At 72.5% G+C, this 23026-nt stretch carries 25 protein-coding genes and 1 pseudogene; 11 read left to right on the forward strand and 15 right to left on the reverse strand.

Annotation, left to right across the window (positions count from 1 at the left end; all coding sequences use genetic code 11):
- Positions 1–129: 129 nt before the first annotated feature.
- The gene (locus BCL76_RS15360; RefSeq protein WP_109780062.1) at positions 130–1311 is read left to right on the forward strand and encodes a S8 family peptidase; all 1182 of its coding nucleotides are present in this window, start codon (positions 130–132) and stop codon (positions 1309–1311) included.
- A gap of 4 nt (positions 1312–1315) precedes the next feature.
- Here BCL76_RS15360 and BCL76_RS15365 read toward each other — a convergent pair whose 3' ends face one another.
- Both BCL76_RS15365 and BCL76_RS15370 read right to left on the reverse strand, forming a co-directional pair.
- On the reverse strand, positions 1316–1540 hold the full coding sequence (locus BCL76_RS15365; protein ID WP_109780063.1) for a DUF397 domain-containing protein: 225 nt from the start codon (positions 1538–1540) through the stop codon (positions 1316–1318).
- Positions 1524–2360, reverse strand: coding sequence for a helix-turn-helix domain-containing protein (locus BCL76_RS15370; protein WP_109780064.1), 837 nt, complete (start codon positions 2358–2360; stop codon positions 1524–1526). Before BCL76_RS15370 ends, BCL76_RS15365 begins: the two co-directional genes overlap by 17 nt.
- Positions 2361–2475: 115 nt before the next feature.
- Here BCL76_RS15370 and BCL76_RS15375 point away from each other — a divergent pair, with 115 nt between their 5' ends.
- The 3 genes and pseudogenes from BCL76_RS15375 to BCL76_RS39775 form a co-directional block, all read left to right on the forward strand.
- Entirely contained in the window at positions 2476–2697 is a 222-nt protein-coding gene (locus BCL76_RS15375; protein WP_030766320.1) for a hypothetical protein, read from the forward strand.
- Positions 2694–3209: an amidase gene (locus BCL76_RS15380; RefSeq protein ID WP_258309707.1), complete on the forward strand. Its 516-nt coding sequence runs from the start codon at positions 2694–2696 to the stop codon at positions 3207–3209. The genes BCL76_RS15375 and BCL76_RS15380 overlap by 4 nt, the downstream gene beginning before the upstream one ends.
- Before the next feature lie 97 nt (positions 3210–3306).
- Positions 3307–3607, forward strand: a pseudogene (locus BCL76_RS39775) (RNA-guided endonuclease TnpB family protein); the annotation flags it as partial.
- Positions 3608–3666: 59 nt separating this feature from the next.
- Here BCL76_RS39775 and BCL76_RS15390 read toward each other — a convergent pair.
- From BCL76_RS15390 to BCL76_RS15425, 7 genes are all read right to left on the reverse strand, one after another.
- Complete coding sequence (locus BCL76_RS15390; RefSeq protein WP_109780065.1) at positions 3667–4254, reverse strand: GNAT family N-acetyltransferase; 588 nt, start codon at positions 4252–4254, stop codon at positions 3667–3669.
- 59 nt (positions 4255–4313) lie between these two features.
- Positions 4314–4760, reverse strand: coding sequence for a hypothetical protein (locus BCL76_RS15395; RefSeq protein WP_109780066.1), 447 nt, complete (start codon positions 4758–4760; stop codon positions 4314–4316).
- 139 nt (positions 4761–4899) lie between these two features.
- Positions 4900–5283, reverse strand: coding sequence for a hypothetical protein (locus tag BCL76_RS15400; protein WP_109780067.1), 384 nt, complete (start codon positions 5281–5283; stop codon positions 4900–4902).
- A gap of 51 nt (positions 5284–5334) precedes the next feature.
- Entirely contained in the window at positions 5335–5886 is a 552-nt protein-coding gene (locus BCL76_RS15405) for a hypothetical protein (protein WP_109780068.1), read from the reverse strand.
- Positions 5887–5956: 70 nt separating this feature from the next.
- Positions 5957–7531: a PTS transporter subunit EIIC gene (locus BCL76_RS15410; RefSeq protein WP_109780069.1), complete on the reverse strand. Its 1575-nt coding sequence runs from the start codon at positions 7529–7531 to the stop codon at positions 5957–5959.
- A gap of 44 nt (positions 7532–7575) precedes the next feature.
- Entirely contained in the window at positions 7576–8511 is a 936-nt protein-coding gene (murQ, locus tag BCL76_RS15415) for an N-acetylmuramic acid 6-phosphate etherase (RefSeq protein ID WP_109780070.1), read from the reverse strand.
- Between the two features lie 290 nt (positions 8512–8801).
- Complete coding sequence (locus BCL76_RS15425) at positions 8802–9644, reverse strand: MurR/RpiR family transcriptional regulator (RefSeq protein ID WP_258309749.1); 843 nt, start codon at positions 9642–9644, stop codon at positions 8802–8804.
- Between the two features lie 253 nt (positions 9645–9897).
- Between BCL76_RS15425 and BCL76_RS15430 the strand changes: the two genes are divergently transcribed.
- The 4 genes from BCL76_RS15430 to BCL76_RS15445 all read left to right on the forward strand — a co-directional run bounded on the left by BCL76_RS15430 (position 9898) and on the right by BCL76_RS15445 (position 12691).
- A complete protein-coding gene (locus BCL76_RS15430; protein WP_030727652.1) occupies positions 9898–10272 on the forward strand; it encodes a hypothetical protein in 375 nt (124 codons plus the stop codon).
- Between the two features lie 7 nt (positions 10273–10279).
- Positions 10280–10549 (forward strand): DUF4031 domain-containing protein, encoded by a 270-nt coding sequence (locus BCL76_RS15435; RefSeq protein ID WP_030766289.1) that lies wholly within the window; start codon positions 10280–10282, stop codon positions 10547–10549.
- 371 nt (positions 10550–10920) lie between these two features.
- Positions 10921–11838, forward strand: a complete 918-nt coding sequence (locus tag BCL76_RS15440) for a helix-turn-helix domain-containing protein (protein ID WP_109780073.1) — start codon at positions 10921–10923, stop codon at positions 11836–11838.
- Entirely contained in the window at positions 11819–12691 is an 873-nt protein-coding gene (locus BCL76_RS15445; protein ID WP_109780074.1) for a hypothetical protein, read from the forward strand. The genes BCL76_RS15440 and BCL76_RS15445 overlap by 20 nt, the downstream gene beginning before the upstream one ends.
- Positions 12692–12715: 24 nt before the next feature.
- On the opposite strand, the gene BCL76_RS15450 is transcribed toward BCL76_RS15445, so the two are convergent.
- The 3 genes from BCL76_RS15450 to BCL76_RS15460 form a co-directional block, all read right to left on the reverse strand.
- Positions 12716–13957 (reverse strand): serine hydrolase domain-containing protein, encoded by a 1242-nt coding sequence (locus BCL76_RS15450; RefSeq protein WP_109780075.1) that lies wholly within the window; start codon positions 13955–13957, stop codon positions 12716–12718.
- Positions 13958–14107: 150 nt separating this feature from the next.
- Positions 14108–15319, reverse strand: coding sequence for a Cmx/CmrA family chloramphenicol efflux MFS transporter (locus BCL76_RS15455; protein WP_109780076.1), 1212 nt, complete (start codon positions 15317–15319; stop codon positions 14108–14110).
- A 54-nt stretch (positions 15320–15373) separates the two neighbouring features.
- Positions 15374–16054: an HD domain-containing protein gene (locus BCL76_RS15460; protein WP_109780077.1), complete on the reverse strand. Its 681-nt coding sequence runs from the start codon at positions 16052–16054 to the stop codon at positions 15374–15376.
- A 126-nt stretch (positions 16055–16180) separates the two neighbouring features.
- Here BCL76_RS15460 and BCL76_RS15465 point away from each other — a divergent pair, with 126 nt between their 5' ends.
- On the forward strand, positions 16181–16867 hold the full coding sequence (locus BCL76_RS15465) for a copper homeostasis protein CutC (protein WP_109780078.1): 687 nt from the start codon (positions 16181–16183) through the stop codon (positions 16865–16867).
- Between the two features lie 212 nt (positions 16868–17079).
- Here BCL76_RS15465 and BCL76_RS15470 read toward each other — a convergent pair whose 3' ends face one another.
- Together BCL76_RS15470 and BCL76_RS15475 are read right to left on the reverse strand one after the other, a co-directional pair.
- Positions 17080–19233: a HelD family protein gene (locus tag BCL76_RS15470; RefSeq protein WP_375137920.1), complete on the reverse strand. Its 2154-nt coding sequence runs from the start codon at positions 19231–19233 to the stop codon at positions 17080–17082.
- Positions 19234–19406: 173 nt separating this feature from the next.
- Complete coding sequence (locus tag BCL76_RS15475; protein WP_109780079.1) at positions 19407–20048, reverse strand: hypothetical protein; 642 nt, start codon at positions 20046–20048, stop codon at positions 19407–19409.
- Between the two features lie 217 nt (positions 20049–20265).
- Here BCL76_RS15475 and BCL76_RS15480 point away from each other — a divergent pair, with 217 nt between their 5' ends.
- Both BCL76_RS15480 and BCL76_RS15485 read left to right on the forward strand, forming a co-directional pair.
- Complete coding sequence (locus BCL76_RS15480) at positions 20266–20445, forward strand: hypothetical protein (protein ID WP_109780080.1); 180 nt, start codon at positions 20266–20268, stop codon at positions 20443–20445.
- Between the two features lie 47 nt (positions 20446–20492).
- Entirely contained in the window at positions 20493–21260 is a 768-nt protein-coding gene (locus BCL76_RS15485; protein WP_109780081.1) for a glycosyltransferase 87 family protein, read from the forward strand.
- On the opposite strand, the gene BCL76_RS15490 is transcribed toward BCL76_RS15485, so the two are convergent.
- Positions 21218–22861 carry a DNA repair helicase XPB gene (locus BCL76_RS15490; protein ID WP_109780082.1) on the reverse strand — a complete coding sequence of 548 codons (1644 nt, stop codon included), beginning with the start codon at positions 22859–22861 and terminating at the stop codon, positions 21218–21220. The genes BCL76_RS15485 and BCL76_RS15490 overlap by 43 nt on opposite strands.
- Positions 22862–23026 lie beyond the last annotated feature (165 nt).

Genomic DNA, 23026 nt, shown 5'->3' on the forward strand with positions numbered 1-23026 from the left:
AGGCGCCCGGCTCAAGCCCGCGCCGCGCCGCACCCGATGAACGGGAGGGCCGCGCTCCGGGAGGCCTTCGCCTGTGAGGAGCGCGGCCGACCCACGCCACCGCACCACGCACTCCAGGGAGCTCCCTTCATGCGTCAGCTCGCAGCCCTGACCGCCGCCGCCCTCCTCGCGATGACCCCCGTCGTGGCCGGCGCGGCTTCAGCCGACACCCCCGAGCCGACCCCGGCCCCGCTGCACACCTCCGTGGACGCCATCCCGGGCAGCTACATCGTCACCCTCGACCAGCAGGTCGCCCCGGAGGCGTTCGCGAAGCGGCTGGGTCTGAAGGCGAAGTTCACCTACACCAAGACGATCAACGGGTTCGCGGCGTCGCTCACGGCGGAGCAGCTGAGGTCCGTCCGTGGGGCGCACGGCGTGAAGTCCGTGACGGAGGACGCGACGGTGACCGCGCCGCCGACCCCCGCCAAGGGGGTCGGGACGAAGTCGCCCGCCAACTCCTGGGGCCTGGACCGCATCGACCAGCGGTTCCTGCCGCTGAACAACGACTTCAGCGCCAACCGCAGCGGCCAGGGCGTGACGGCATTCATCGTCGACAGCGGCATCGACTTCACCCACCCCGAGTTCGGCGGCCGCGTACTGCGGGGCTTCGACGCGATCGGGGACGGCCGCAACGGCGCGGACTGCAACGGCCACGGCACGCACGTCGCGGGCACGGTCGGCGGAACGACCTTCGGTGTGGCGCGGAAGGTGACATTGGTCAGCGTTCGGGTCCTCGGCTGTGACAACCGGGGCGCCTGGTCGGGCATCATCGCGGGCTTCGACTGGGTGGCCAACAACGCCCGTCAGCCCGCCGTCCTGAACGCCTCGCTGGGCGGCGGCCGGCTCGCCGCGGTCAACGATGCCGTGACCGCCGTGTCGGACCGGGGCGTGCTGCCGATCGTCGCGGCGGGCAACGACAACCGCGATGCCTGCCAGGTCTCGCCCGCGTCCGCCGCACGCGTGGTGACGGTCGGCGCGACGGACCGCTTCGACCAGGAGACCGACTTCTCGAACTGGGGCGAGTGCCTGGACCTGTACGCCCCGGGCAAGGACATCATCTCGGCACGTCTGGGCGGCGGCAGCGTGGCCCTGGACGGTACGTCCATGGCCGCGCCGCACGTCACCGGTGTGGCGGCGCTCTACAAGTCGGAGCACCCGAACGCGCTGCCGGCGGAGATCTACAACTTCCTGGCCGGCAAGTCCACGAAGGACATCGTCCAGAACCTCAGCGACAACAGCCCGAACCGGCTGCTGTTCACCGACGGCCTCTGACCACTCAGAGCGCCGCGACGAACCGGGCCCAGGCCTGCGCGTGAAACACCACGTGCGGGCCTTCGGGCTGCTTGGAGTCCCTGACGGGGACCATGTCGCCGCCGCGGGCTCGGCTGTGGGTGGACCTCGGCCAGGTGGCCATCTCCAGGCAGTTGCCCCCGCTGCCGTCGCTGTAGCTGGATTTGTGCCAGGTGGCGGCCGACAGGTCGTACTCAGGCATGCTCGTCATGCGCGTAATCCTCCGCTACAGACTCGATCAAGGCCAGCGACTCACGTCGCGACAGCGCGTCGGCCGTAAGCAGATCGTAGGTGAGCGCATGACGGGTGACCGTGGCCGGATCATCGAACAGCAAACCCGTTCCACTGCCCTCTACGTAGGCGAGTGGAGGCGCATCCTCGAAGGCCATGAGCTTGATGGAGCCGCCCGTGGAGGCATGGGCGCCCGCCCGGAACGGGAGTACCTGCACGACGATCCGGTGCGATCTGATGAGGGCGGTGATGTGGTGCAGGGCCTCAGCCATCACAGCTGAGTCACCCACCGCACGGCGCAGCACCGCTTCATCAAGCACGCACCACAACAGTGGGGTTGTTGGGTCCTGGAGAAGTGCGGCGCGAGCTAGACGGTTCGTGACCAGCTCTTCGATGGCATCTTCGGTGGCCGTCGGTTGATACGCGCGGAAGACTGCCCGCGCGTACGCCTCGGTCTGGAGCAGCCCCGGGATGATCAGAGGCGCGTACTCGCGGATAGCGGTCGCCAGAGCCTCCGCTTCGGCCGCTGCCGCGAAGTGGTCCGGGTACTTGGACTTCGCTGCCGCCCCGCAGTTGCGGACGAAGAAGCCGCCCGTGTCGAGGATCTCGTCGATCTGGCGGGCGAAGTCGAGGTGCATGCGGCGCGTGCCGGTTTCGAGCTGGCCGATGAACGCGCCACTCACGAAGAGCCGTTCGCCGAGCTCGGCCTGGCTCAGGCCCGCGCGTTCGCGCGCTACGCGCAGCTCCGCGCCCAGGAGGGCGCGGGGGGAGGAGGAGGGATCGAGGTTCTTTTGTGGCATGGCAACTCCCTGAGCAACATGAGCGGTTGTTGAGGGGCCTCACTTGAAAGGCTAGTGAGCGCGTCGCCACTCTGTGTGAAGAAGTTGGATACTCAGAGTAGAAAGGTGACATGTCATGGTGCTCTCCCCACAGGAGCGCATGCAGGCGGCCGAGGAGGCCGTCCGGCAGTTGCGGGAATCGCTCGCCGGGGTCGGGGTGCTGTTCCCCTCGCTGGACGTGGAGCGGGTCTCGGCAGCCGGTACCTACGGCCTGCCGCTGGTCGACCTCGGCCGCTGCAACCTCGACACCGCGCTCCGGCTGGCAGCCGTTCTGCACGAGCGGGCGGGGGGCTCGTGAGCGAGGCCGTGGAGGCGGTGAACTTCGCCTTCGAACTGGGCTGGAAGCTGCGCGGCCTGGAGACGGCCCTCGCCCCGCGCGGGGTGTGCGGGCCCGAGGCCGGGGATCCGAAGCCGCCCCCGCCGGCCGGGTGGCAGCGGTTCACGCTGGTGCACTGCCCGCTGGAGGGCTATCCGGGGTTCGACGATCCGCGCTACGAGGGGCTCAGGGCAGCCCCGCCGCAAGGGTGCGCGGTGGAGGACCTCGGCGGGTGTCTCGGGCTGCGGTGCGAGCGCCCGGGCGGGCGGCTCCTCGACGCGGTCGCGGAGCTGTGCGCGGAGATCCGTACCCGGTACGGGCTGCTCATGACCGGCCTCGGCATCGACAAGCTGTGGGAGTGGTCCGAGGACGGTACGGACGGCTGGGGCGCCGAGATCGTGGGGCAACTCCTGCTGATGGCGGCCGAGCGCGGTCCGAGGCTCGGCTACGGAGTCGACGACCTGACGCGATTCTTGGGGACCGCGGCCTGCTGAATCCCATCTCTCGGTGATGAGTTCACCGTCGTGTACGCCGCCGTTGCAGGTCCACCGACCGGTGGTCGAAGCCAGACCGAAAGGGGGGTGGGCCGGGTTGATCCGCGCATGCAAGTTTCTCCTGCGGCCCACCGCGGGCCAGGCGATCGCGCTCGGTGAGATGCTGCGTGTTCACTGCTCGCTCTGCAACGGGGCGCTCCAGGAACGCCGCGACGCCCGTTCTCCTCGCAGCAGGCCACCTTGCGTCGTCTCCGACGGCTGCCGGTGGAACAGCACGCCGCACGACCCCGTCACCCGTGTCCGCCTCCAGGGCGTAGGACACGTAGCGCGAACCGCTGCCCGCCACCGGGTCCGTGGCCGGCATCGACATGGGCACAGCCCAGTTCCTTGCCGACTCCTACCCCGCCCCCGCCCCCGCCCCCGCCCTCGCCCCCGCCTCCGGCCCTGTGACCGCTTCTCACCCCGGGGTGTCGGTGCGCAGGCGGGCGTGGAGGTGTTCGTCGTGCCAGCCGTCCGCGTGCAGGAGGGCGCCGCGCATGGTGCCCTCCAGAGGGAATCCGGCCTTCGTCGCGACGGCGCAGGAGGCCGGGTTCGCCACGGAGTGGGTGATGCGGACGCGCTGCAGGCCGAGGTCCTCGAAGGCCCAGCGCCCGACGCGTTCCGTGGCGGGCACCATGACCCCGCGGCCGCGCCCGGCGGGCAGCAGCCAGTAGAGGATCTCGCCGCTGCCGCCCGCGAGGTCGAGGTCGGAGATGCCGATGAGTCCGACGGCCGGGCCTCCGGCGGGGGCGATGGCCCAGATCGCGGCCTCCTCGTCCTGCCAGCGGGCGTGCCAGCGGGCGATCCGCTCCTCGGCCTCGGCCGGGGAGAGGAGGTCCGGCCGGTTCCAGTGCCGGATGTCCGGGTCGCGGCAGGCTTCGACGAGCTCGGGGACGTCCTGGGCCGCCCAGGGGCGCAGCAGCATGCCGCCCGGTAGTTCGAAATCCGGCTGCGGAAGGGCGCGCATCCGACCGGCGGGGACCACGGGGGGTATGGAGTTGATCATTCGCCCATGATTCCCGACCGGTCTCGCCTTCCGAGCCGAAATATCGGCTCGGTCGGTGGTTACGGCAGCTTCAGCCAGGGGCTCTTGTTGGCGAGGGTGGCGGTCTTGTCGCTGGTCCAGTAGATGGTGGTGTAGTTCCCGTAGGCCCGGCCGTTCCTGCCGGTGAAGTCGGGCGAGGTGAGGTGCAGGTTCGTGACGGCTCCCGCAGGGCAGTCGTAGATCTTCTGCGACATGATCCTCGAACCGCCGGTCTCCAGCGTCTGGAGCATGATCTTGCAGGCGGGGTGCCCCGCGCGCAGGGTGACGTAGGCATCGGGCCGCCCGACGCCCGCCCTCGGGGAGCTGATGCAGGACTTCCAGTCGACGTACTTGGCGCCGAAGCCTTCGGAGTACTCCCAGCAGCCGCCGCCGCTCGCCGCGTGCGCGGCGGGGGCGAGGACCAGTGACGAGGCGAGGATCGCGGCCGCGCCGAAGACGCCTGCGGCGGCCCGGGTGGATTTCGACATGCTCGTTCCCCCTTGCCGGCTCCGTCGGCTGACGGAGGGTCAAGATCCACGCTAGAGGCCTGCCCAGGGGCTGTCCATCGACCGGGCCGCGTCCCGAGGTGGATCGGAGCAGGATCCGCCTCCGCGCCCGGCGGCCCCGTCAGGGGCCCGCCGCGCGCATGCGCATGCGCAGGAACAGTGCGTACGGGGAGTCCGAGTCGAAGGTCTGGCGGTGGAGCGGCTCCGGGACACAGGGGCCCCAGAGCCAGGCCATGTCGCAGCCGTAGCAGAACGCGGCCTCGTACAGGGGCGGCCCGGCCGGGTCGGCGTACGCGCGGATGCCCCAGCCGGGGGCGAAGCCGCACAGGGTGAGGTCGGCGGTGGGCAGCTTCCGTACGACGCCCAGCATCTGGGTGACGGCGGCGCCCTCCCAGTGCCCCACGACGGGCCCGGTCATCGGGTCGCCGTGTCGCGCGGGACCGGCGGTGACGCGTACGACGTCGATGCGGGTCGTGGCGGCGACGGCGTCGGCGGGGAGCAGCATCCGCACAGCATCGCGGGCCGGGGCGGGCACGTCGGCATCGGGGTGCTCGGCTCAGAGCAGGTGGTGGATCAGACGGCAGCGGGGCCCGAGGTGGGCCTGGAGCGCGTGGAGGAAGGCGTCGTCGAGCGGCGGCCAGTTGGTGAACCGTACGGCGAGGTCGGAGACGAGGACCGCCCAGTGGCCGCTCCAGTCGCCCAGGAGCGCGGCGGCCCCGCAGTGCGCGCAGGTCACGAGGGGCTCGTCCCCGTCGAGCCAGGGCAGGATCAGCGCGGTGTGGGTGTCCGCGTCGAGCGGGACGGCGCAGCGCGGGCAGCCCGGCGGGGTGTAGTTCCCGCCGGGGTCGTGGATCTGGCGCCGGTCGATGATGTCGATGCCGTCGCCGATGGCGCCGTCGACGGTGCGGTCGGCGGTGCGGCGGTCGGCGAGGGCCGTCGAGGCGGCGGGGCCGGGGTCGTAGCGGCTCGGCCGCCAGAGCGGGTCGGGCCGCTCGTTGGGCCGGATGACGCCCTGTGCGAGGAGCCAGGCCGCGGTGGCGGCCGCTCGGGCGGGGGCTTCCCGAGCGGGGACGCTCAGCTCCGCGACGATGATCGCGCTGTCGCTCATGGCCGCGATCGTAGTGCCGGGGTGTCGGGCGGTGCCGGGCGGTGTCGGGGCCGGGGGCCGGCCGTCCCGGTCAGTGGGTGAGTACGGAAGGATCCGCGGGCTCGGAGCCGGCCGCCGGTGCCGGGGCGGGGGCGGGGTCGGGGCCGGGTGATCGGCCGGGCCGGTCCGCCGAGGTCGCCGCAGGCTCGTCCTCGCTCCGGTCGAGCGCCGCGAGTTGGGCGCGGCTCAGGCCGAAGAAGTAGGTGGCGGTGAAGCCCACCAGATAGCCGACCAGCAGGCCGCCCGCGTAGATGGCGAGGGTGACGCCCGCGCCGGCCCGGCCGTCGAGCAGCGGGAACAGGGCCCAGCCAGACGGGCCGATGGCGGTGGAACCGAAGGACATGCCCAGTTGACCGAAGAGGCCGACGAAGGCGCCGCCGGCTGCGCCGCCGACGCAGGCGGTGACGAAGGGGCGACCCAGCGGCAGGGAGACGCCGTAGATCAGCGGTTCGCCGACGCCCAGGAAGCCCGCCGGGAGCGCCGACTTGATGGTGGCGCGGAGCGAGCCGTTGTGCGGGAGGCGGTAGTAGACGGCGATGGCCGCGCCGACCTGGCCCGCGCCCGCCATGGCGAGGATGGGGAGCAGGACGGTGTAGCCGTCCTGCTCGATGAGGGTGGTGTGGATCGGGATGAGGGCCTGGTGCAGGCCCAGCATCACGAGGGGGAGGAAGAGGCCGCCCAGCACCAGGCCCGCGAAGGCGCCGCCATGGGCGAGGAGCCAGTTCGCGCAGCTGCCGATGGCGGCGGAGGCCTCACCGGCGAGGTACATGAGGCCGAAGAGGGTGACGAGGCCCGAGATCAGCACGGTGAGGGTGGGCGTGACGAGGACGTCCAGGGTCTCCGGTACCCACCTGCGGCACCACTTCTCCACGTACACGGCGAGGACGGCGGCGGCGAGCGCGCCGAGTACGCCGCCCTGGCCGGGCTTGAGTTCCAGGCCGAAGGCGTCGATCTTCGCGACCCCCGGGAAGACGATGATCGCGGCGACCGCGCCGCCCAGGATCGGGGTACCGCCGAACTCCTTGGCCGTGTTGTATCCGACGAAGACCGCGATCAGGGACATGAAGCCGGACGCGATGGCGGCGAGGGCGGGGACCACGGCGGGTACCCAGCCGAGATTGGTCAGCAGGCCGTTCAGTCCGGCGATGATGCCGCAGCCGATCAGGGCCGGGATCAGGGGGACGAAGATGTTCGCGATCCGGCGCAGGAACAGCTTGAAGGGCGTGGCGTTCCGGGCCTTCTGAGCTTCCTTCAGCGCCGCCCCTTGGGCGGCGAGGTCGTCCGCGGTGATCGTGGGGCCGGCAGGGGCAGAGGGGGTGGCGGGGGCCGTGGTGGTGGCCGCGCGGGTCTCCTCCACGAGGGCCTCGAACTCCGGGGTCACGCGGGCGACCGCGCCCGGGCCCAGCACGATCTGGTAGCTCGTCCCGTCCTCGACCACGCCGAGGACGACGGGGAGGGCGCGCAGGGCCTCGTCCTGGACCAGCGTGCGATCGCGCAGCGAGATGCGTAGGCGGGTCATGCAGTGCGCGATGGAGGTGATGTTGTCCGGGCCGCCGACCAGCGGAAGGATCGCGGCGGCGGTGGCGCGGTTCTTGTCAGTGGTCATGTGGGATCGCCTTGGGTCGGGTGTCGGGTGTCGGGTGTCGGGGGTCAGTGGGTTTGGGTGGGGGCGAGGGCGAGGGCGGCGCGCAGGTGACCCTGGGAGGCGGCGAGCAGTTCGGCGGCCGTGGGTCCGTCGACTCTTCCGAGGACGACGAGGACGGCGTTCTTGACCTCGCCGCCGGTGGCGGCGAGAGCGGCCTCGATCTCCTCGTCGGGCGCGCCGGTGGCCAGTGCCACGATGCGGCGGGCGCGGGCGCGCAGCTTGTCGTTCGTGGAGCGCATGTCGACCATCAGGTTCCCGTAGGTCTTCCCGAGGCGGATCATCGTGATGGTCGAGATGAGGTTGAGGACGAGCTTCTGCGCGGTGCCGGCCTTCAGGCGGGTGGATCCGGTGAGGAGTTCGGGTCCGACGACGACCTCGATGCCGTGGTCGGCGGCCGCGGCGAGGGCGGAGCCTGCGTTGCAGGAGAGCCCGACGGTGAGCGCGCCGCGGGTACGGGCGAACTCGACGGCGCCGATCGCGTACGGGGTGCGGCCGGAGGCGGAGATCCCGACGACCGTGTCGTGCGGCCCGATCTCCAGCGCGGTCAGGTCCTCGGCGGCCAGCTCCTTCGAGTCCTCGGCGCCCTCGACTGCCTTCACCATGGCGGACGGGCCGCCCGCGATCAGGCCGACCACGTCGGCGGGATCGGTGTTGAAGGTGGGCGGGCACTCGCTGGCGTCCAGGACGCCCATCCGGCCGGCCGTGCCGGCGCCCGCGTATACCAGCCGGCCGCCACGGGCCATCCGTTCGGCGATCGCGTCGACGGCGGCGGCGATGTGGGGGAGCTGCGCGGCGACGGCTGCCGGGACGGTGGCGTCCTCGGCGTTCATGGTGCGGGCGATGTCGAGGGTGGGGAGGCGGTCGATCTCGGCGAGTTCCTCGCGGAAGGCCTCGGTGGTGAGGGTGTCCAGCTGGGCTCGGAGGTCTGCGTGGGCGGTCATGGGTGGCGGTCTCCTTGGGGGCGGCGGCCGGGGGCCGGCGGCTCGTGTCCGGGCTGGGCTTCACGATCGGGGCTCCGCCCCGGACCCCGCGCCTCGAACGCCGGCGGGGCTGGAGGTGGCGGGGCTGGAGGTGCGGGGCTCCGCCTCCGGTCCCGCGCTTCGAACGCCGGCGGGGCTGGAGGTGGCGGGGCTGGAGGTGTGGGGCCGGGATGGCGTCGCCAGGGGGTGGCGGGCCTGGAAACGAGGGGGCTGGAAATGACGAGGGAGGGGGGCTGGGTCGGTCGGAGGTGTCAGCGGGCGGTGTGGCGGTGGGTGAGGGCCTCGTACGAGGCGGCGAGGGCGGGCGCGGCGGTTTCGTAGGTCTGCTGCGCGACGCCGACGAAGAGGCAGTCGACGACGAGCAGCTGGCTGGTCCGGCTGGACATGGCGGCCGGGCGCAGCTGGGTCTCGCGGGCGGCCGAGGTGGCCAGGACGAGGTCGGCGTAGCGGGTGACGGGGCTGCCGGGGCGGCCGGTGAGGGCGAGGGTGGTGGCGCCGCGCTCGAACGCGGTGCGCAGCGGTTCGATCACGTCGCCGGTGGTGCCGGAGTGGGTGATGGCGACGGCGACGTCGCCGGGGCGGAGCTGGACGGCGTTGGTGACGGCCAGGTGGGGGTCGTTGTGGGCGTGGGCGACGAGGCCGATGCGCTGCAGCTTCTGGGCGAGGTCCTGGCCGACGAGGGCGGAGGCCCCGACCCCGTAGACGTCGATGCGGCGGGCGGTGGCGAGCGCGGTGACGGCGGCGGCGAGCTGGGTGAGGTCGAGGGCTGCGGCGGTGTCGGTGAGGGTCTGCGCCTCCTCGTGAGCCAGCTTCGCTACGACGTCCGCGAGCGGGTCGTCGACGGCTATGTCGACGGTGACGGCGGGGGCGGCGCCGGACTCCTCCTGGGCGGCGAGGGCGGCGAGCGCGAGGCGCAGGTCGCGGTAGCCGGGGTAGCCGAGGAGGCGGGCGGTACGGACGACCGTGGCCTCGCTGGTGCCGGTGTGCCGGCCGAGGGCGGAGACGGTGAGCCGGGCGCAGGTGGCCGGGTCGGCGGCCACGGCGTCGGCGACGGCCTGCACGGAACGGGGCAGGGAGGGGCCGAGGCTGCGGATCCGGGCCCGGAGGGCGTAAGGCGGGGGAGCCGTGTCCGGGGCCGGGGCCGGGCCTGCCGTGGGGCTCTGACCAGCACTTCGGTGGGTGCCGCGGCCATCTGTCGCACCGGTGGTCGTCGGGCTTTCGGCAGTTTCTTTTGTGTTCTGGCTCACTCCTGAAATTTATTTTCATGGTGGGGTCCGGTCAATACGCCATTGGGCCTCTGCGAAGAGGGCCTTCATCGTCGGGCCCTCGCGGGTCCACAATGGGCGCATGGACCACGCGACCCCCCTGGAACAGGCGCTGCACGTCGCCCGTGCCCTCGTTCTCGCCGATCTCGCCGCCGGTGAGGTCGCCGATGCCGATGTCGTCTCCCTCGTCGAGGACTCGGTCACGCACCGCCGGTGGTGGGTGGAGCAGTGGCCGGAGGGTGTCGACTACCTTGCCGGACTCGTCGCCCAGGACGTGAAGGACGCGCTGTTGGAGAAGTACGGACGATGGCCGCTGTGCCCGGTGTGCAACCACGGTGAGCCGCACGCGTTGGACGTGGAACCGGAGCTGGGACCCGACCCGCACTGGGTGTGCTCGGAAGCGGGCGTGAAGGTGGCCGCGATCGGCGGCCTGGGCCCGGTCTTCGGCCTCCGGTGAGCCGCCGGTGACCGTCTACATCGACCCGCCGACCTGGCCGGGTCATGGCCGCATGTGGTCGCACCTGGTCAGCGATGTCTCGTACGAGGAGCTGCACGCCTTCGCGGCGGCCATCGGCTGTCCGCCGCGCGCTTTCGAGCGGGACCACTACGACGTGCCCTCGTACCGGTACGCGGACGCGGTCGGCGCCGGCGCCGTGGAGATCGGCAGCAAGGAGCTCGTCCGCCGCCTCACCGCGGCGGGCCTGCGCCGCCCGAAGGGCCGGCCGGCGGCGTAGGTCCCGCCCGCTGTCCCGTCCCCGTCTTCCCCTGGAGGAACGTGCGGTCCGAACCACCCTCGACCTGTCATGCCCCTGACCTGGGCAGATCGCTCGCGCACCGGAGCCCGTGCGGTGGGACTCCGGTGGCGGGGACGACCCCGGTACTCAAGACACGAGAGTGAAAGCACCGCACCAAGCCCCACCCCCTCCCGCCCATGGCGGGACGCTCACTCGCTTGAGTGAAAAACACCAACTTGGCTGGCTTCGGGGCGGGTTGCCTGATCTACGCTCAGCGCGACAGACCACATGACCGCTGACATACGTCGGCCCTCGCCGGGACTGCAATCCCGATGCGAGGGCCTGACCACCGAGGAAGTCGGACCTTCCCGATGGATACCCGAAACAGTAGCGTGCGCCCGCACGCCCGGCCCCGTAACGACGGGGAAAACCACCCGTCGGGGCGCGCCCCTGCACACACGCGCGCCGGCGGTGTCATCCACGACAACGCCCGCCACACCGCGCGCTTCACGGTGATCGGCAACCACCTCGCCCAGCACGCCGAGTTGTCGCTGCTGGCCATCGGCCTGGCCGTCCACATCCAGTCCCTTCCCAGCGGCGCGCTCATCGACATCAGGACCCTCGCCGCCCGGTTCCCCGAGGGGAAGACCCGGATCGCCGCCGCCCTGCGCGAACTGGAGACCCACGGCTATCTGCGCCGCACCTGCGAACGCACCAGCGGTGGCCGCGTCATCACCCGCACGGTCTCCTGCAACCAGCCGGGCCGGTCCGGCGCCACGGACGAGCCGAAGCCGCAGCGGCCGCCCCGGCGTCCCGCCCGCCGGGAGGACGAGCCGCCGCGCCGGGCCCTGCCAGCCGTACCGCAGCCCGGCTACCCGGCCCCCGACCTGCTGCGCTCAGCGGTCGACGTCCTTGCCGGCCTCCGCCGTGGGGATCCGCGCCTCCTGCTCTCCGTCGCGGATGTCGAGCACCTCACCCCCGGAGTCGCGGCCTGGCTGGAGCGCGAACTCCCCCCGAGCGCCGTGCACCACGCCCTGACCACCGCCCTGCCGTCGGAACCCCTGCACCGCCCGGCCGCCCTCCTGGCCCACCGCCTCGCCGCCCAGCTCCCGCCGATGCCGCCGTTCCGCGCCCCGGAGCCACCCCCGACCGTGAGACGCCCGCTCCACAACTGCGAGAAATGTGACCGCGCCTTCCGCGGCCCGTCCCCGGGCACCTGCACCGGCTGCCGCCCCAGGCCCGCCATACCTCCGAACACCGAGGAACCTCATGGTCAGCTCACCCCATGAAGCGATGCACCGCATCTTCCAGCACGACCCCGGTCTCTTCAGCCGCCTGTCGGGCCTGCTGGGCTTCTCCCTCCCCACTCCCGTCGACGTCACCATCCTGCCCACCGACCTCACCGAGGCAAGCCCCGTCGAACGCCGGGTGGACACCCTCCTACGGCTCGACAGCGCGGAAGACGGTTCCCTCCTCCTCGCCATCGAGGCCCAGGGAAAGAAGGACCCGGCGAAGCCGGCGAGCTGGGCGTACTACACGGCGTACTTGTGGACCAAGTACCGGCTGCCCACCGCCCTGCTCGTCGTGTGCCAGGACCGCGCCACCGCCGAATGGGCCGGACGGCCTGTGACCAGCGGGCCGCCCCCGATGCCCACGCTCACCCTGCGGCCCGTCGTCGTGGGCCCCCACAACATGCCTGTGATCACCGACCCTGCCGAGGCCCGCGCCGACCTCGCACTTGCCACCCTGTCGGCCATCACCCACGCGGGTGATCCGGACATCGGTGCCATACTGAAGGCCCTGTCGAGCGCGCTGCGGGGCGTTCCGGAGAACGTCGCCGACCCGATGATCGAATTCACCGCACAGGGGCTGGGCAACCGCCCGGCCAACGAGCTCTGGAGGACCCTGGTGGCCGTGGACCTCTCCTTCTACAAGTCGTACATCTCCGAGGAGATCCGGGACGAAGGCCGAGCCCAAGGCCGAGCCGAGGACCTGCTGATCGTCCTGGAGCAGCGCGGCCTCGACGTGCCCGACGACGTCCGCGAACGGATCGCCGGCTGCGACGACCCCGACACCCTGCGCCGCTGGCTCACCCGCGCCGTCACCGCCCCTGCTGCCGAGGACATCTTCGACGGCGAGTGATCGGTGGACGGGCCGGGCGGCGGGCTAGGAGCTCGGCTTCGGGGACGGGGCCGGGGTCGACGAGGCGGACGGTTCCGGGACGGCGTTGGGCTGGGCCGCCGACGGGAGGCCCCAGACGTGTCGCGGGGTCACGATCTTGGTGACCGTGTTGGCGATGAGGGAGCTCAGGTTGCCGAACTTCCCGTCGACGTCGGTGTTCACCACGATCACCAGGGTGGCGCGGTCCTGCGGGAGCCGGACGGCGATGGTCTCGTAGCCGGGCAGCTCGCCGTTGTGGCCGATCCAGCCGTCGATGTCGGCGATGCCCAGCCCGTAGCCCACGCCCGGGTGCCCGGTCGGCAGCATGCGCAGCCGCTGCGCCTGGGTGCCCGGCTCCAGCAGTCGGTCGCCTCCGGGCAGCTTCCCGGTGACCAGGGTCGGCACCCAGGAGTGCAGGTCGTCCATCGTGGAGATCATCGCGCCGGCCGACCAGGCCCAGGACGGGTTCCAGGTGGAGGCGTCGACGGTCGCGCCGTCCGGGGTGAAGTTCGTGTAGCCGTGCACGAACGGGGACGCGATCTCCGCGCCGGTCGGCAGCGAGGTCGAGTCCAGGTCGGCCGGTGCGAGGACGTGCTGCTGCAGGTAGGTGTGCAGGGGCTGACCGCTGACCTTCTCCACGAGCAGACCGAGCAGCACGGTGTTGGTGTTGGAGTACTCCCAGCGCGCGTCCGGCGGGAAGTTGGCCGGGTGCCGGAAGGCGATGTCCAGCAGCTCCTGGGGGGTCCATTCGCGTTGCGGGTCGGCCTGGTACGCCGCCAGCAGGCGCGGGTCCTGGGTGTAGTCGTACAGACCGCTGCGCATCTCGGCGAGCTGCCGGACGGTGATCTTGTCGCCGCCGGGTACGCCGTCGAGGTAGGTCGAGATCGGCGCGTCGAGCCGTACCTTCCCGTCGTCGACCAGCTGGAGGACGCCGGTGATGGTGAAGGTCTTGGTGACGCTGCCGATGCGGGTGTGCATGTCGGTCTTGATGGGGACGCCGGTGGCCTTGTCGGAGGTGCCGAAGGCGCGGACGTAGGGGTCCTCGCCGTCGATCCACAGGCCGACGCCCACACCGGGGATGTCCGCCTTGCGCATCGCGGCGGTGATCGCGTCGTCGAGCTGCTCGGCGATCACGGGGTCGATGTCGATCCGGCCCGGCGGTGCGGCGGCGGGGGCCTGGCCCGCGCACAGCGCGGTCAGCAGCAGCGAGGCGGCTGCCAGGACGGTGGGCGTGCGGTACCGACCCATGGAGGATCACCCCTGACGCTCGTCCCCGAGCGGTCCCCGACTCCCCGAGCGGACCATCTCATCGTAGGAACCCGGCTCCGCGGCGGCGACCGGGCACGGGAGGCCCGCACCCCTCGGAGCCCGGCGCGCCCAAGGCTCGGCGCCCAGGGCTCAGACCTTCTCGGCCACGCTCGCGAAGGCCGGTGTCGAGGAGGCCACGACGCGGGTGGGGGCGGTCCGGCGGCGGTCCAGGCGCAGCGCGAGCACGGTGAGGGCGATCGCGGTGACGGTCATGGCTGCGCCCGCCCAGGCGGTGGCGGCGAAACCCAGGCCGGCGTCGATGACGGTGCCGCCGAGCCAGGGGCCGCCGGTGTTGCCGAGGTTGAAGGCGGCCGTGGTGGTGGCGCCTGCCAGGGTCGGGGCGGCGCCGGCCACGTTGAACATGCGGGCGTTGAGCGCCGGGGCGGTGAAGAAGGCCGAGAAGCCGAGCAGGAAGGCGAGGGCGATCGCCGCGGCGGCGGCGCCGGCCAGCAGGGCGAGCGCGGTGAGGAAGACGGTGGAGGCGGTGATGCCCCAGATCATCACGCCGAACAGGTGCGCGTCGGCGATCCGGCCGCCGACGGTGGTGCCGACCAGCGCGCCGATGCCGAAGAGGCCGAGGATCCACGGGACCCACTGCGAGTCCAGCCCGGCCACGTCCGTGAGCAGCGGTGACAGATAGCTGAAGGCGCAGAAGACGCCGCCCGCGGCCAGCGCCGTGATGCCGATGGACAGCCACACCTGCCGGTCGCGGTAGATGCGCAGCTCGCGCCCGAGCGACGGCTTCTCGGCGGGCAGCGGGATCTTCGGGATCAGCGCCAGGATGCCGACGAGGGCGATCGCGGAGGCGGCGGCGACCGACCAGAAGGCGGAGCGCCAGCCCAGGTGCTCGCCGAGGAAGGCGCCGGCGGGGACGCCGAGGACGTTCGCGATGGACAGGCCGCCGATCATGACGGCCATCGCGCGGGCCCGCTGGTCCTTGTCGACCATGGCGATGGCGACGGCCGCGCCCACCGCCCAGAAGCCGGCGCAGGCGAACGCGGAGACCACGCGGGAGGCGAAGAGGAGCTCGTACGAGGGGGCCAGCGCGCCCGCGACCTGCCCGAGGCCGAAGAGGCTGATGAGGGAGACGAGGGTGGTGCGGCGGGGGAGTCGCAGGGTGGCCACGGCCAGCAGCGGTGCGCCCACGACCATGCCGATCGCGAACGCGGATATGAGCAGGCCCGCCTGCGGGATGGTGACGCCCATGTCCTCGGCGATGGGTGGCAGCAGCCCGGAGAGCATGAATTCGCTGGTGCCGAGCGCGAACACGGACAGTCCGAGGACGTAGACGGCGACGGGCATGCGGGGGCGTGCGGCTGCTGCGGGCATGACTGTCACCAACCAGTGCGAACGCGATCAAATTCCCTGAGGGGCGAGTGTGGCGAGCTCGGCGGCGAGGTTCGCGCGGGCCGGGGCCTCCCAGTGCGCGGCCCCGTACGGCGTGCGGAAGAGCCGCGGCAGGTCGAGCAGCTGGCGCAGCACGGCGGCGCGGCCGGTGCGGAAGGCGTCGTCCGGGACGAAGCCGTACTCGGCGCGGACGGCGGCGACGTAGGCGGCGTAGGCGTCGGGAGCCCCGGCCAGGACGGCCAGGTCCGCGTCGCAGAGCGCCTCGCCGTCGGTGTCTTCGGGGGCGGGGTCGTGGGTGACGGTGAGCCGGACGAGGCGAGCCACCTCGGCGGTGCGGGCCGGGTCGATGCCGAGCTCGGGGAGGGCGCGCTCGGCGAGGGCGGCGCTGCGCTCCTCGTTCTCGGACCGGTCGGGGCGGTAGACGGCGTCGTGGAACCAGGCGGCGAGCTGCACGGCGGCCGGATCGGCGGCGTGCGGGGCGAGTACGTCGATCCGCGCGAGTACGTCGGCCAGGTGCGCGGTGGTGTGGTACCGGCGCTGCGGCTCCGCCCAGGCGGCCAGGAGGCGGTCGGCGTAGGGCGCGGGATCACGGTCGGCGGGGGCGCCGGCGGCGGTGACGGTCGCCTGCCAGCGGGCCCGCAGATCGGCCGTGTCCGGGTGGGTGTCGCTGCTCTGGGTGCCTGTGTCCATGGGCACATTGTGGGGTGGCGTGATTGTGCTGGTGAAGGGCGGGTGGAGGCCCGTATTCTGAATATTGGACTAGACCTCTCCTTTGGTAGGGGGGTTCCCGAGCTTGCCGAAGAAGGATGGGATCGAATGAGCAACCGTGCGCTCCTGGAGGTGATCGCCCTCGACGTGGAGGACGCGGTCGCGGCCCAGGCCGGTGGGGCGGACCGACTCGAACTGGTCACCGACATGGCCGCCGACGGGCTCACCCCGCCGCGCGAGACCTTCGCGGCGATCAGGGCGGCGGTCGACATCCCGCTGCGCGTGATGCTCCGCAGGACGGACGGGTTCGCGGCCGGCGACGTGTCCGAACTGGTCCGGGTGGCTCGGGAGCTGCGGGCGGAGGGCGCGCGGGAGTTCGTCCTCGGCTTCCTGGACGCCGACGGCGCCCCGGACCTGGCCGCGGTCGAGGCGGTCGTCGCGGAGCTGGACGGCTGCCGGTGGACCTTCCACCGGGCGATCGACCGCGCGGCGGACCGGGACCAGCTGCGCAAGGCGCTGGCCGATCTGCCGGGGCTCGACACGTACCTCACGGCGGGCTCGGCGGCGGGTGTGGCGGCCGGGCTGCCGGTGCTGCTCGCGGAGGCGGCGCGGGGTGGTGAGCCGGGGTACGGGGCGCGGATCCTGGTGGGCGGCGGGCTGACGCTCGCGCACCTGCCGGTGCTGCGCGCGGGCGGGATCGACGCCTTCCACATCGGCGGCGCGGCGCGTCCCTCCGGGTGGGACGGCCCGGTCTCGGCGGCGGCCGTCGCCGCCTGGCGCACCGCCCTGGCCTGACCTGCGGGTCGGCTCCCGGGGCTCCGCCCCGGACCCCGCGCCTCAAACGCCGGCGAGGCTGGAGGTCGGGCTTCGCCGCCGGCTCGCGGATCGGGGGGCTGGCGAGGCTGGAAGTCGGGCTTCGCCGCCGGCTCGCGGATCGGGGGCCGGCGAGGCTGGTTCTTCAGCCTCGCCGGCGTTTGAGGCGCGGAGGTCCGGGGGCGGAGCCCCCGTCAGGGCAGCAGCGCCGCCGGCAGGGCGGCCGTGTGCAGCACGGACAGGCCCGAGACGGCGCGGGTCAGGCAGACGTACAGGCGGCGCAGGCCCGTGCGTTCGTCCGGCTCGCCGTCCACGATCGCCGCGGGCTCGTCCAGGACCACGTAGTCGTACTCCAGGCCCTTCGCCAGCGACGCCGGGACCAGCGTCAGGCGGGATTCCGCGGTCGTCTCCTCGCCGGGGGACAGGTACGGCAGGCCCGCCGCCGCCAGCGCCTCGGCCAGCGCCGGGATCCGCGCGTCCGCCGCGATCAGGCCGATCGAGCCCTCGTGGGTCAGGGACTCCCGGCAGGCGGCCAGTACCGCCGCGGTGAGGTCCGCGGCCTCCGCGATCCGCAGCGAGCCCGGCGTCTCACGGACGGAGGAGACCGGAGCCAGGCCCGGGGAGATCGACGGCAGCAGCCGAGAGGCGTAGGCGATCACCTCGCGCGGCACACGGAAGCCCGCCGTCAGCTCCTCCAGCACCGCCTGCGGCTTGCCCAGGTGCGTCAGGGCCTCGTCCCAGCTGCGCGTGGCCCACGGCGTGGTGCCCTGCGCGAGGTCACCGAGGACCGTCGCCGAGCCCGTGGTGCAGCGCCGTCCCACCGCCCGGTACTGCATCGGCGACAGGTCCTGCGCCTCGTCGAGGACCACATGGCCCAGCGAATGCGTCCGTTCCACCAGGTCGGTCGCCTCGTCGATCAGGACCAGGTCCGCCGCCGACCACTTGGCCGACTTCACGCTCCGGAACGGCTTCGGCCACAGCAGGAGCTTCTGCTCGTCCTCGCTGAGCAGGTCCGCCGCGTGCAGCGCGAGGAACTCCGGGTCGGACAGCAGGCGCAGGACCAGCTTCGCCGGTTCGACGGCCGGCCAGACCTCCTTGACCACCGCCTTCACCGCCGCGTTGCGGGCCACCGCGTCCTGTACCCGGTCGTCCGGGGCCTCGCCCGCCTGCTCCATCCGTACGAGCACCGCGTGCGCGATGCGCTGCGGCAGGGCCTCGCGGGCCGCGCCGTAGCGGATGTCGCGCTTCTGCAGTTCCTCGACCATCTCCTCCAGCTCGTACGCGGGCACCCGCCAGCGGCGCGAGCCGCGGACCACCATCAGCGGCTCGGTGGGGCGGGTGACGTGCGAGCGGACGGCACGGCTCAGCACCTGCGCCATGCGGGCGTCGCCCTTGACCACGGCGGTCTCGGCGGCGTCCGTGCCGAGTACCTCCAGTCCGGGGCGGGCGACCAGGTCGTCGACGGTGGCCTGCTTGACCTCCAGCTCGCCCAGGGCCGGCAGGACCTGCTCGATGTAGTGCAGGAAGGAACGGTTCGGCCCGATGACGAGCGTGCCCGTGCGAGCGAGGCGGTCGCGGTGCGCGTAGAGCAGGTACGCGACCCGGTGCAGGCCGACGGCGGTCTTGCCGGTGCCGGGGCCGCCCTGCACGCAGACGGAGCCGGACAGGCCGGAGCGGACGATCTCGTCCTGCTCGGGCTGGATCGTCGCGACGATGTCCCGCATCGGGCCGACGCGCGGGCGCTCGATCTCCTGTTGGAGGAGCTTGCTGACCGCGGCCGCCTCGGCCGGGTCGGAGAGGTGCTCGTCCTCGTACGCGGTCAGCTCGCCGCCGGTGTATCCGAAGCGCCGGCGCAGGGAGATGTCCTGGGGGTCGGTCTTGGAGGCCCGGTAGAACGGCTGGGAGACGGGCGCGCGCCAGTCGATGACCATGGGGTCGCCGTCGGCGTCGTGGACGTGCCGGCGGCCGATGTAGAACTGCTCGCCCTCCGCGCCCTCGGCGAGCTCCGCGCCGGGCGCGTGCAGGTAGTCGAGGCGGCCGAAGAAGAGCGGGGTGTGGGCGAGGTCGGCGAGGGCTTTGATGCGGTCGTCGATCTGGGCCTGGAGGACGATCGCGTTGACCCAGTTCGCGGTGACGTCGCGGATGTCGAGGGACTCGACGTCCTCGCGCATGGCGCGCAGGGCGGAACGCGAGGCGGCGAGGTGCGACCGTTCCCGGCCCAGCGGGTCGGTCGCCGCGGTCGGCGCGGTCGGGTCCGCGCTCGGGGTCGGGTCCGCGCTCGGGTTCGTGTTCGGGCTCGGTTTCGCGGCGGGGTCGTCGTGCGTGGTCTCGGGGGCGTGCGCGGGCACGGAACTGCCTCCAGCTGCTGGATGCGGAACAGATGGCCCGCCGGTTTCCGGCCGGAGGGCGGCTCTCCCCGATGAGGCGGCGGGAGGCGGCAAGAGCGGAGATTCTAGCCACCGGGGCGGTGCGGCGCGAACGAATAACGGGCGGCGGGGGCCGGCGGATCAGGGGACGGAGATCACGGGATCCGGAGGGAGTCGAGGAGCTGCTGGTGCATGGTGTCCAGGGCCTTCTCGTTCTCCTCGCCGCCGTAGGTCACGGCCATGACGAGGTGGTCGTCGTCGGAGATGAAGCGGATGGAGCCGACCATCGACTCGGCGCCGTCCTTGCCGGTGAGGGTCGCGTCCAGGGCCGGGTGGCCGTCCACGGTCGTCCTACGGACGTTCGAGCTGGTCAGGTTCCCGCCGCCCATCAGGCTGTACGCGTCGACGAAGCCCTTGAGGGCGTCCTCCAGCGGAATGCGGTCGCCCGGCATGTCGTAGACGGCGAAGCCGGTGGCTCCGTCCGGGGTGTCCACCCCGTACACGCGGGCGTCGATCGAATCGCCCTCCATCGGGACGGCGCCCGTGCGCACCTTGGCCTTTCCGGGGAGCTCGGCCGTGATGCCGGTGGGGGGATCGGTGGTCTTCACCGACTGCGCGGGGGACTCCGAGGGCGCCGGCGTGGGCGTGGGGGCGGCTGCGACCGCGACGGCAGCCGCGACCGCGGCGCGGTGCGGTGGCGCGGCGAACGCGGTGGTGGACGGCAGCAGCCCGGCTGTGACCAGGGCTGTCGACGCGGAGAGCAGCGCGAGGCGCTGGGTCCGGGAACGGTGGTTCATGCGGATCACTCCCAAGGCGTGGTCGCCGGCACCGCGGACCTTCCCAGGGTCCGTCGCGGTCGGTATCGGTGCATCCGGACGGGTGTCGTACTCGGGAGTGTCAGACCTCGGTATCCACCCCTAGGGGTACGCATGCGACGGGAGGAGGACTCGGGGGGCCGTGAGGTTCCCTCCCGGGAGCGATGTGCGGGACGGCGCGAAAACGCACCATGGACACATGAGCCCCGCACCCTTCACCTCGTTCCAGGGCAGCCGTCCTAGCGGCGCCGAATCCGACTCCCTTCCGAGCAACGGCCTCGGCGGCATGCTGCGCGCCGTCAAGATCTTCGCGGCGACCGCCGTGAGCGTCGTCGTGCTCGGTGAATACGGCGAGGACGCGGGCGTCATACGTCACTGACCTCGGGCCCCGCGCAGCACGTCCACTGATCCACTAGGGTCTCGCGGGTGACCCGGAGTTCCGTTGCCAGCCGCTCGCCGTCATCTCTCGTCGGTGTGCTGCTGACCGGTTCGCTGCTGCTGCTCGGCGTGCTCTGCATCGCCCTGCGCATTCCGGTGGCCGACGCCCTCGTCCAGGGTTTCTCCGCCGCCGAGTGGGGGCCGCCCACCACGTATCCGCCGTTCGCCGCCATCTTGTTCACGCCCGCCGCGTGGCTGCCGAGCGGCGCGCTGAAGGCCGTCCTCGTCCTCGGTGACGCCGGTCTGCTCGCCCTGCTGATCACCCTGTCCTGCCGCCTCGCGGGACTGCGGTCCCGGCCCGGGCCGGTACTGGCCGCCACCATCGCCGGGTTGTGGCTGCAGCCGCTGTTCCAGGCACCGCCGGCCGCCTTGATCAACCTGGCACTGGCCTGCCTGGTGCTGTGGGATCTGGGCCGGCCCCGGTCGGCGCTCGGCAAGGGCTTCGCGCTGGGCGTCGCCGCCGGGATCACCCTCGCCCCGGCGGCCATCGCCGCGTACCTCCTGTTGACCCGCCGCGTCCGCGCGGGGCTCACGGCGCTGGCGGCCTCCGTCGGGACCGCCCTGCTGGGGCTGTTGGTCCTGCCGGAGGCCTCCGCCGAGTTCTGGACCCGGCACCTGGCCGACGCGGCCCGGGCCCTGGTGCTGGACTGGCCGCCGCTGTGGGTCTGGTGCGCGCCCCTACTGGCGGCCCTGACCGCCCGCGCGTGCCGGGGTCAGTCGCTCGCCAGCAGCTCGTCGGCGTCCATGATCCGGTAGGCGTACCCCTGTTCGGCGAGGAACCGCTGGCGGTGCGCCGCGAAGTCCTGGTCGATCGTGTCGCGCGCGACGACTGAGTAGAACCGCGCCTCGTGGCCGTCCGCCTTCGGCCGCAGCACGCGGCCCAGACGCTGGGCCTCCTCCTGGCGGGAGCCGAAGGTGCCCGAGACCTGGATGGCGACGGTGGCCTCCGGCAGGTCGATGGAGAAGTTGGCGACCTTCGAGACGACCAGCACGCTGATCTCGCCCTCGCGGAAGGCGTTGAAGAGTTTCTCGCGCTGCGCGTTGGAGGTCTCGCCCTTGATGACGGGAGCGTCCAGGTGCTCGCCCAACTCGTCGAGCTGGTCGATGTACTGGCCGATGACGAGGGTCTGCTCACCGCGGTGCTTGGCCACCAGCGCCTCGGTGACCTTGCGCTTCGTCGCCGTCGTCGCGCAGAAGCGGTACTTCTCCTCCGTCTCGGCGGTCGCGTACGCGAGCCGCTCCGACTCCGTCAGATTGACGCGGACCTCCACGCAGTCGGCGGGCGCGATGTAGCCCTGCGCCTCGATCTCCTTCCACGGGGCGTCGAACCGCTTCGGTCCGATGAGGGAGAAGACGTCCGACTCCCGGCCGTCCTCGCGCACCAGCGTCGCGGTCAGGCCGAGTCGGCGCCGCGCCTGCAGGTCGGCAGTGAACTTGAAGACCGGCGCGGGCAGCAGGTGCACCTCGTCGTAGACGATCAAACCCCAGTCCCGGGAGTCGAAGAGCTCCAGGTGCGGGTAGACACCCTTCCGCTTCGTCGTCAGGACCTGGTAGGTGGCGATGGTGACGGGCCGGATCTCCTTGCGGGTGCCGGAGTACTCGCCGATCTCGTCCTCGGTCAGCGAGGTCCGCTTGACCAGTTCGTGCTTCCACTGGCGGGCCGAGACGGTGTTGGTCACCAGGATCAGCGTCGTCGCCTTGGCCATCGCCATGGCTCCGGCGCCGACCAGCGTCTTGCCGGCGCCGCAGGGCAGGACGACCACACCGGAGCCGCCGTGCCAGAAGCCCTCGACGGCCTGCTGCTGGTACGGGCGCAGCGCCCAGCCGTCCTCGGCCAGGTCGATCGGGTGCGCCTCGCCGTCCACGTAACCGGCGAGGTCCTCGGCGGGCCAGCCCAGCTTGAGCAGGGTCTGCTTGATCTGTCCGCGCTCGGAGGGGTGGACGGCCACGGTGTCGGCGTCGAGCCGCGCGCCGACGAGCGGGGCGACCTTCTTGGAGCGCAGGATCTCCTCCAGCACCGGCCGGTCGGTGCTGGTCAGCACCAGGCCGTGCACGGGGTGCTTGGAGAGGGTCAGGCGGCCGTAGCGCGCCATGGTCTCGGCGACGTCGACGAGGAGCGCGTGCGGTACGGGGTAGCGGGAGAACTCGACGAGCGCGTCGACGACCTGCTCGGCGTCATGGCCGGCGGCCCGGGCGTTCCACAGGCCGAGCGGGGTGATCCGGTAGGTGTGGATGTGCTCGGGCGCCCGCTCCAGCTCGGCGAAGGGGGCGATGGCCCGCCGGGCGGCTCCGGCGAGCTCGTGGTCGACTTCGAGAAGGAGGGTCTTGTCGCTCTGGACGATGAGGGGCCCGTTCACGCACGTCCCTTTCGGCGCGGGAGGACCGCCCGGACGCGGGCGGCCAAACCTCCAGTCTGCCGTATCGCTCCGCGGGTGGGCAGTTCTGGGCGCGCGGGGGCTGCGGAGTGCGGCATCGGGTGCGGCGCCGCTGCCGGGGCTCCGCCCCGGACCTCGCGCCTCGAA

The sequence above is a fragment of the Streptomyces sp. CG 926 genome (genome assembly GCF_003148825.1).
Classification (GTDB): domain Bacteria; phylum Actinomycetota; class Actinomycetes; order Streptomycetales; family Streptomycetaceae; genus Streptomyces.

Bases quoted from the DNA above. Each gene is read 5' to 3' on its own strand.
- murQ (WP_109780070.1), bottom strand. From the start codon at position 8,511: ATGACCGCCCACGCAGACCTCCGAGCCCAGCTGGACACCCTCACCACC.
- BCL76_RS15480 (WP_109780080.1), top strand. From the start codon at position 20,266: ATGAGCCCCGCACCCTTCACCTCGTTCCAGGGCAGCCGTCCTAGCGGC.
- BCL76_RS15440 (WP_109780073.1), top strand. From the start codon at position 10,921: ATGGATACCCGAAACAGTAGCGTGCGCCCGCACGCCCGGCCCCGTAAC.
- BCL76_RS15460 (WP_109780077.1), bottom strand. From the start codon at position 16,054: ATGGACACAGGCACCCAGAGCAGCGACACCCACCCGGACACGGCCGAT.
- BCL76_RS15405 (WP_109780068.1), bottom strand. From the start codon at position 5,886: ATGAGCGACAGCGCGATCATCGTCGCGGAGCTGAGCGTCCCCGCTCGG.
- BCL76_RS15365 (WP_109780063.1), bottom strand. From the start codon at position 1,540: ATGACGAGCATGCCTGAGTACGACCTGTCGGCCGCCACCTGGCACAAA.
- BCL76_RS15455 (WP_109780076.1), bottom strand. From the start codon at position 15,319: ATGCCCGTCGCCGTCTACGTCCTCGGACTGTCCGTGTTCGCGCTCGGC.
- BCL76_RS15430 (WP_030727652.1), top strand. From the start codon at position 9,898: ATGGACCACGCGACCCCCCTGGAACAGGCGCTGCACGTCGCCCGTGCC.
- BCL76_RS15375 (WP_030766320.1), top strand. From the start codon at position 2,476: ATGGTGCTCTCCCCACAGGAGCGCATGCAGGCGGCCGAGGAGGCCGTC.
- BCL76_RS15400 (WP_109780067.1), bottom strand. From the start codon at position 5,283: ATGCTGCTCCCCGCCGACGCCGTCGCCGCCACGACCCGCATCGACGTC.
- BCL76_RS15370 (WP_109780064.1), bottom strand. From the start codon at position 2,360: ATGCCACAAAAGAACCTCGATCCCTCCTCCTCCCCCCGCGCCCTCCTG.
- BCL76_RS15360 (WP_109780062.1), top strand. From the start codon at position 130: ATGCGTCAGCTCGCAGCCCTGACCGCCGCCGCCCTCCTCGCGATGACC.
- BCL76_RS15390 (WP_109780065.1), bottom strand. From the start codon at position 4,254: ATGATCAACTCCATACCCCCCGTGGTCCCCGCCGGTCGGATGCGCGCC.
- BCL76_RS15445 (WP_109780074.1), top strand. From the start codon at position 11,819: ATGGTCAGCTCACCCCATGAAGCGATGCACCGCATCTTCCAGCACGAC.
- BCL76_RS15450 (WP_109780075.1), bottom strand. From the start codon at position 13,957: ATGGGTCGGTACCGCACGCCCACCGTCCTGGCAGCCGCCTCGCTGCTG.
- BCL76_RS15410 (WP_109780069.1), bottom strand. From the start codon at position 7,531: ATGACCACTGACAAGAACCGCGCCACCGCCGCCGCGATCCTTCCGCTG.
- BCL76_RS15465 (WP_109780078.1), top strand. From the start codon at position 16,181: ATGAGCAACCGTGCGCTCCTGGAGGTGATCGCCCTCGACGTGGAGGAC.
- BCL76_RS15475 (WP_109780079.1), bottom strand. From the start codon at position 20,048: ATGAACCACCGTTCCCGGACCCAGCGCCTCGCGCTGCTCTCCGCGTCG.
- BCL76_RS15395 (WP_109780066.1), bottom strand. From the start codon at position 4,760: ATGTCGAAATCCACCCGGGCCGCCGCAGGCGTCTTCGGCGCGGCCGCG.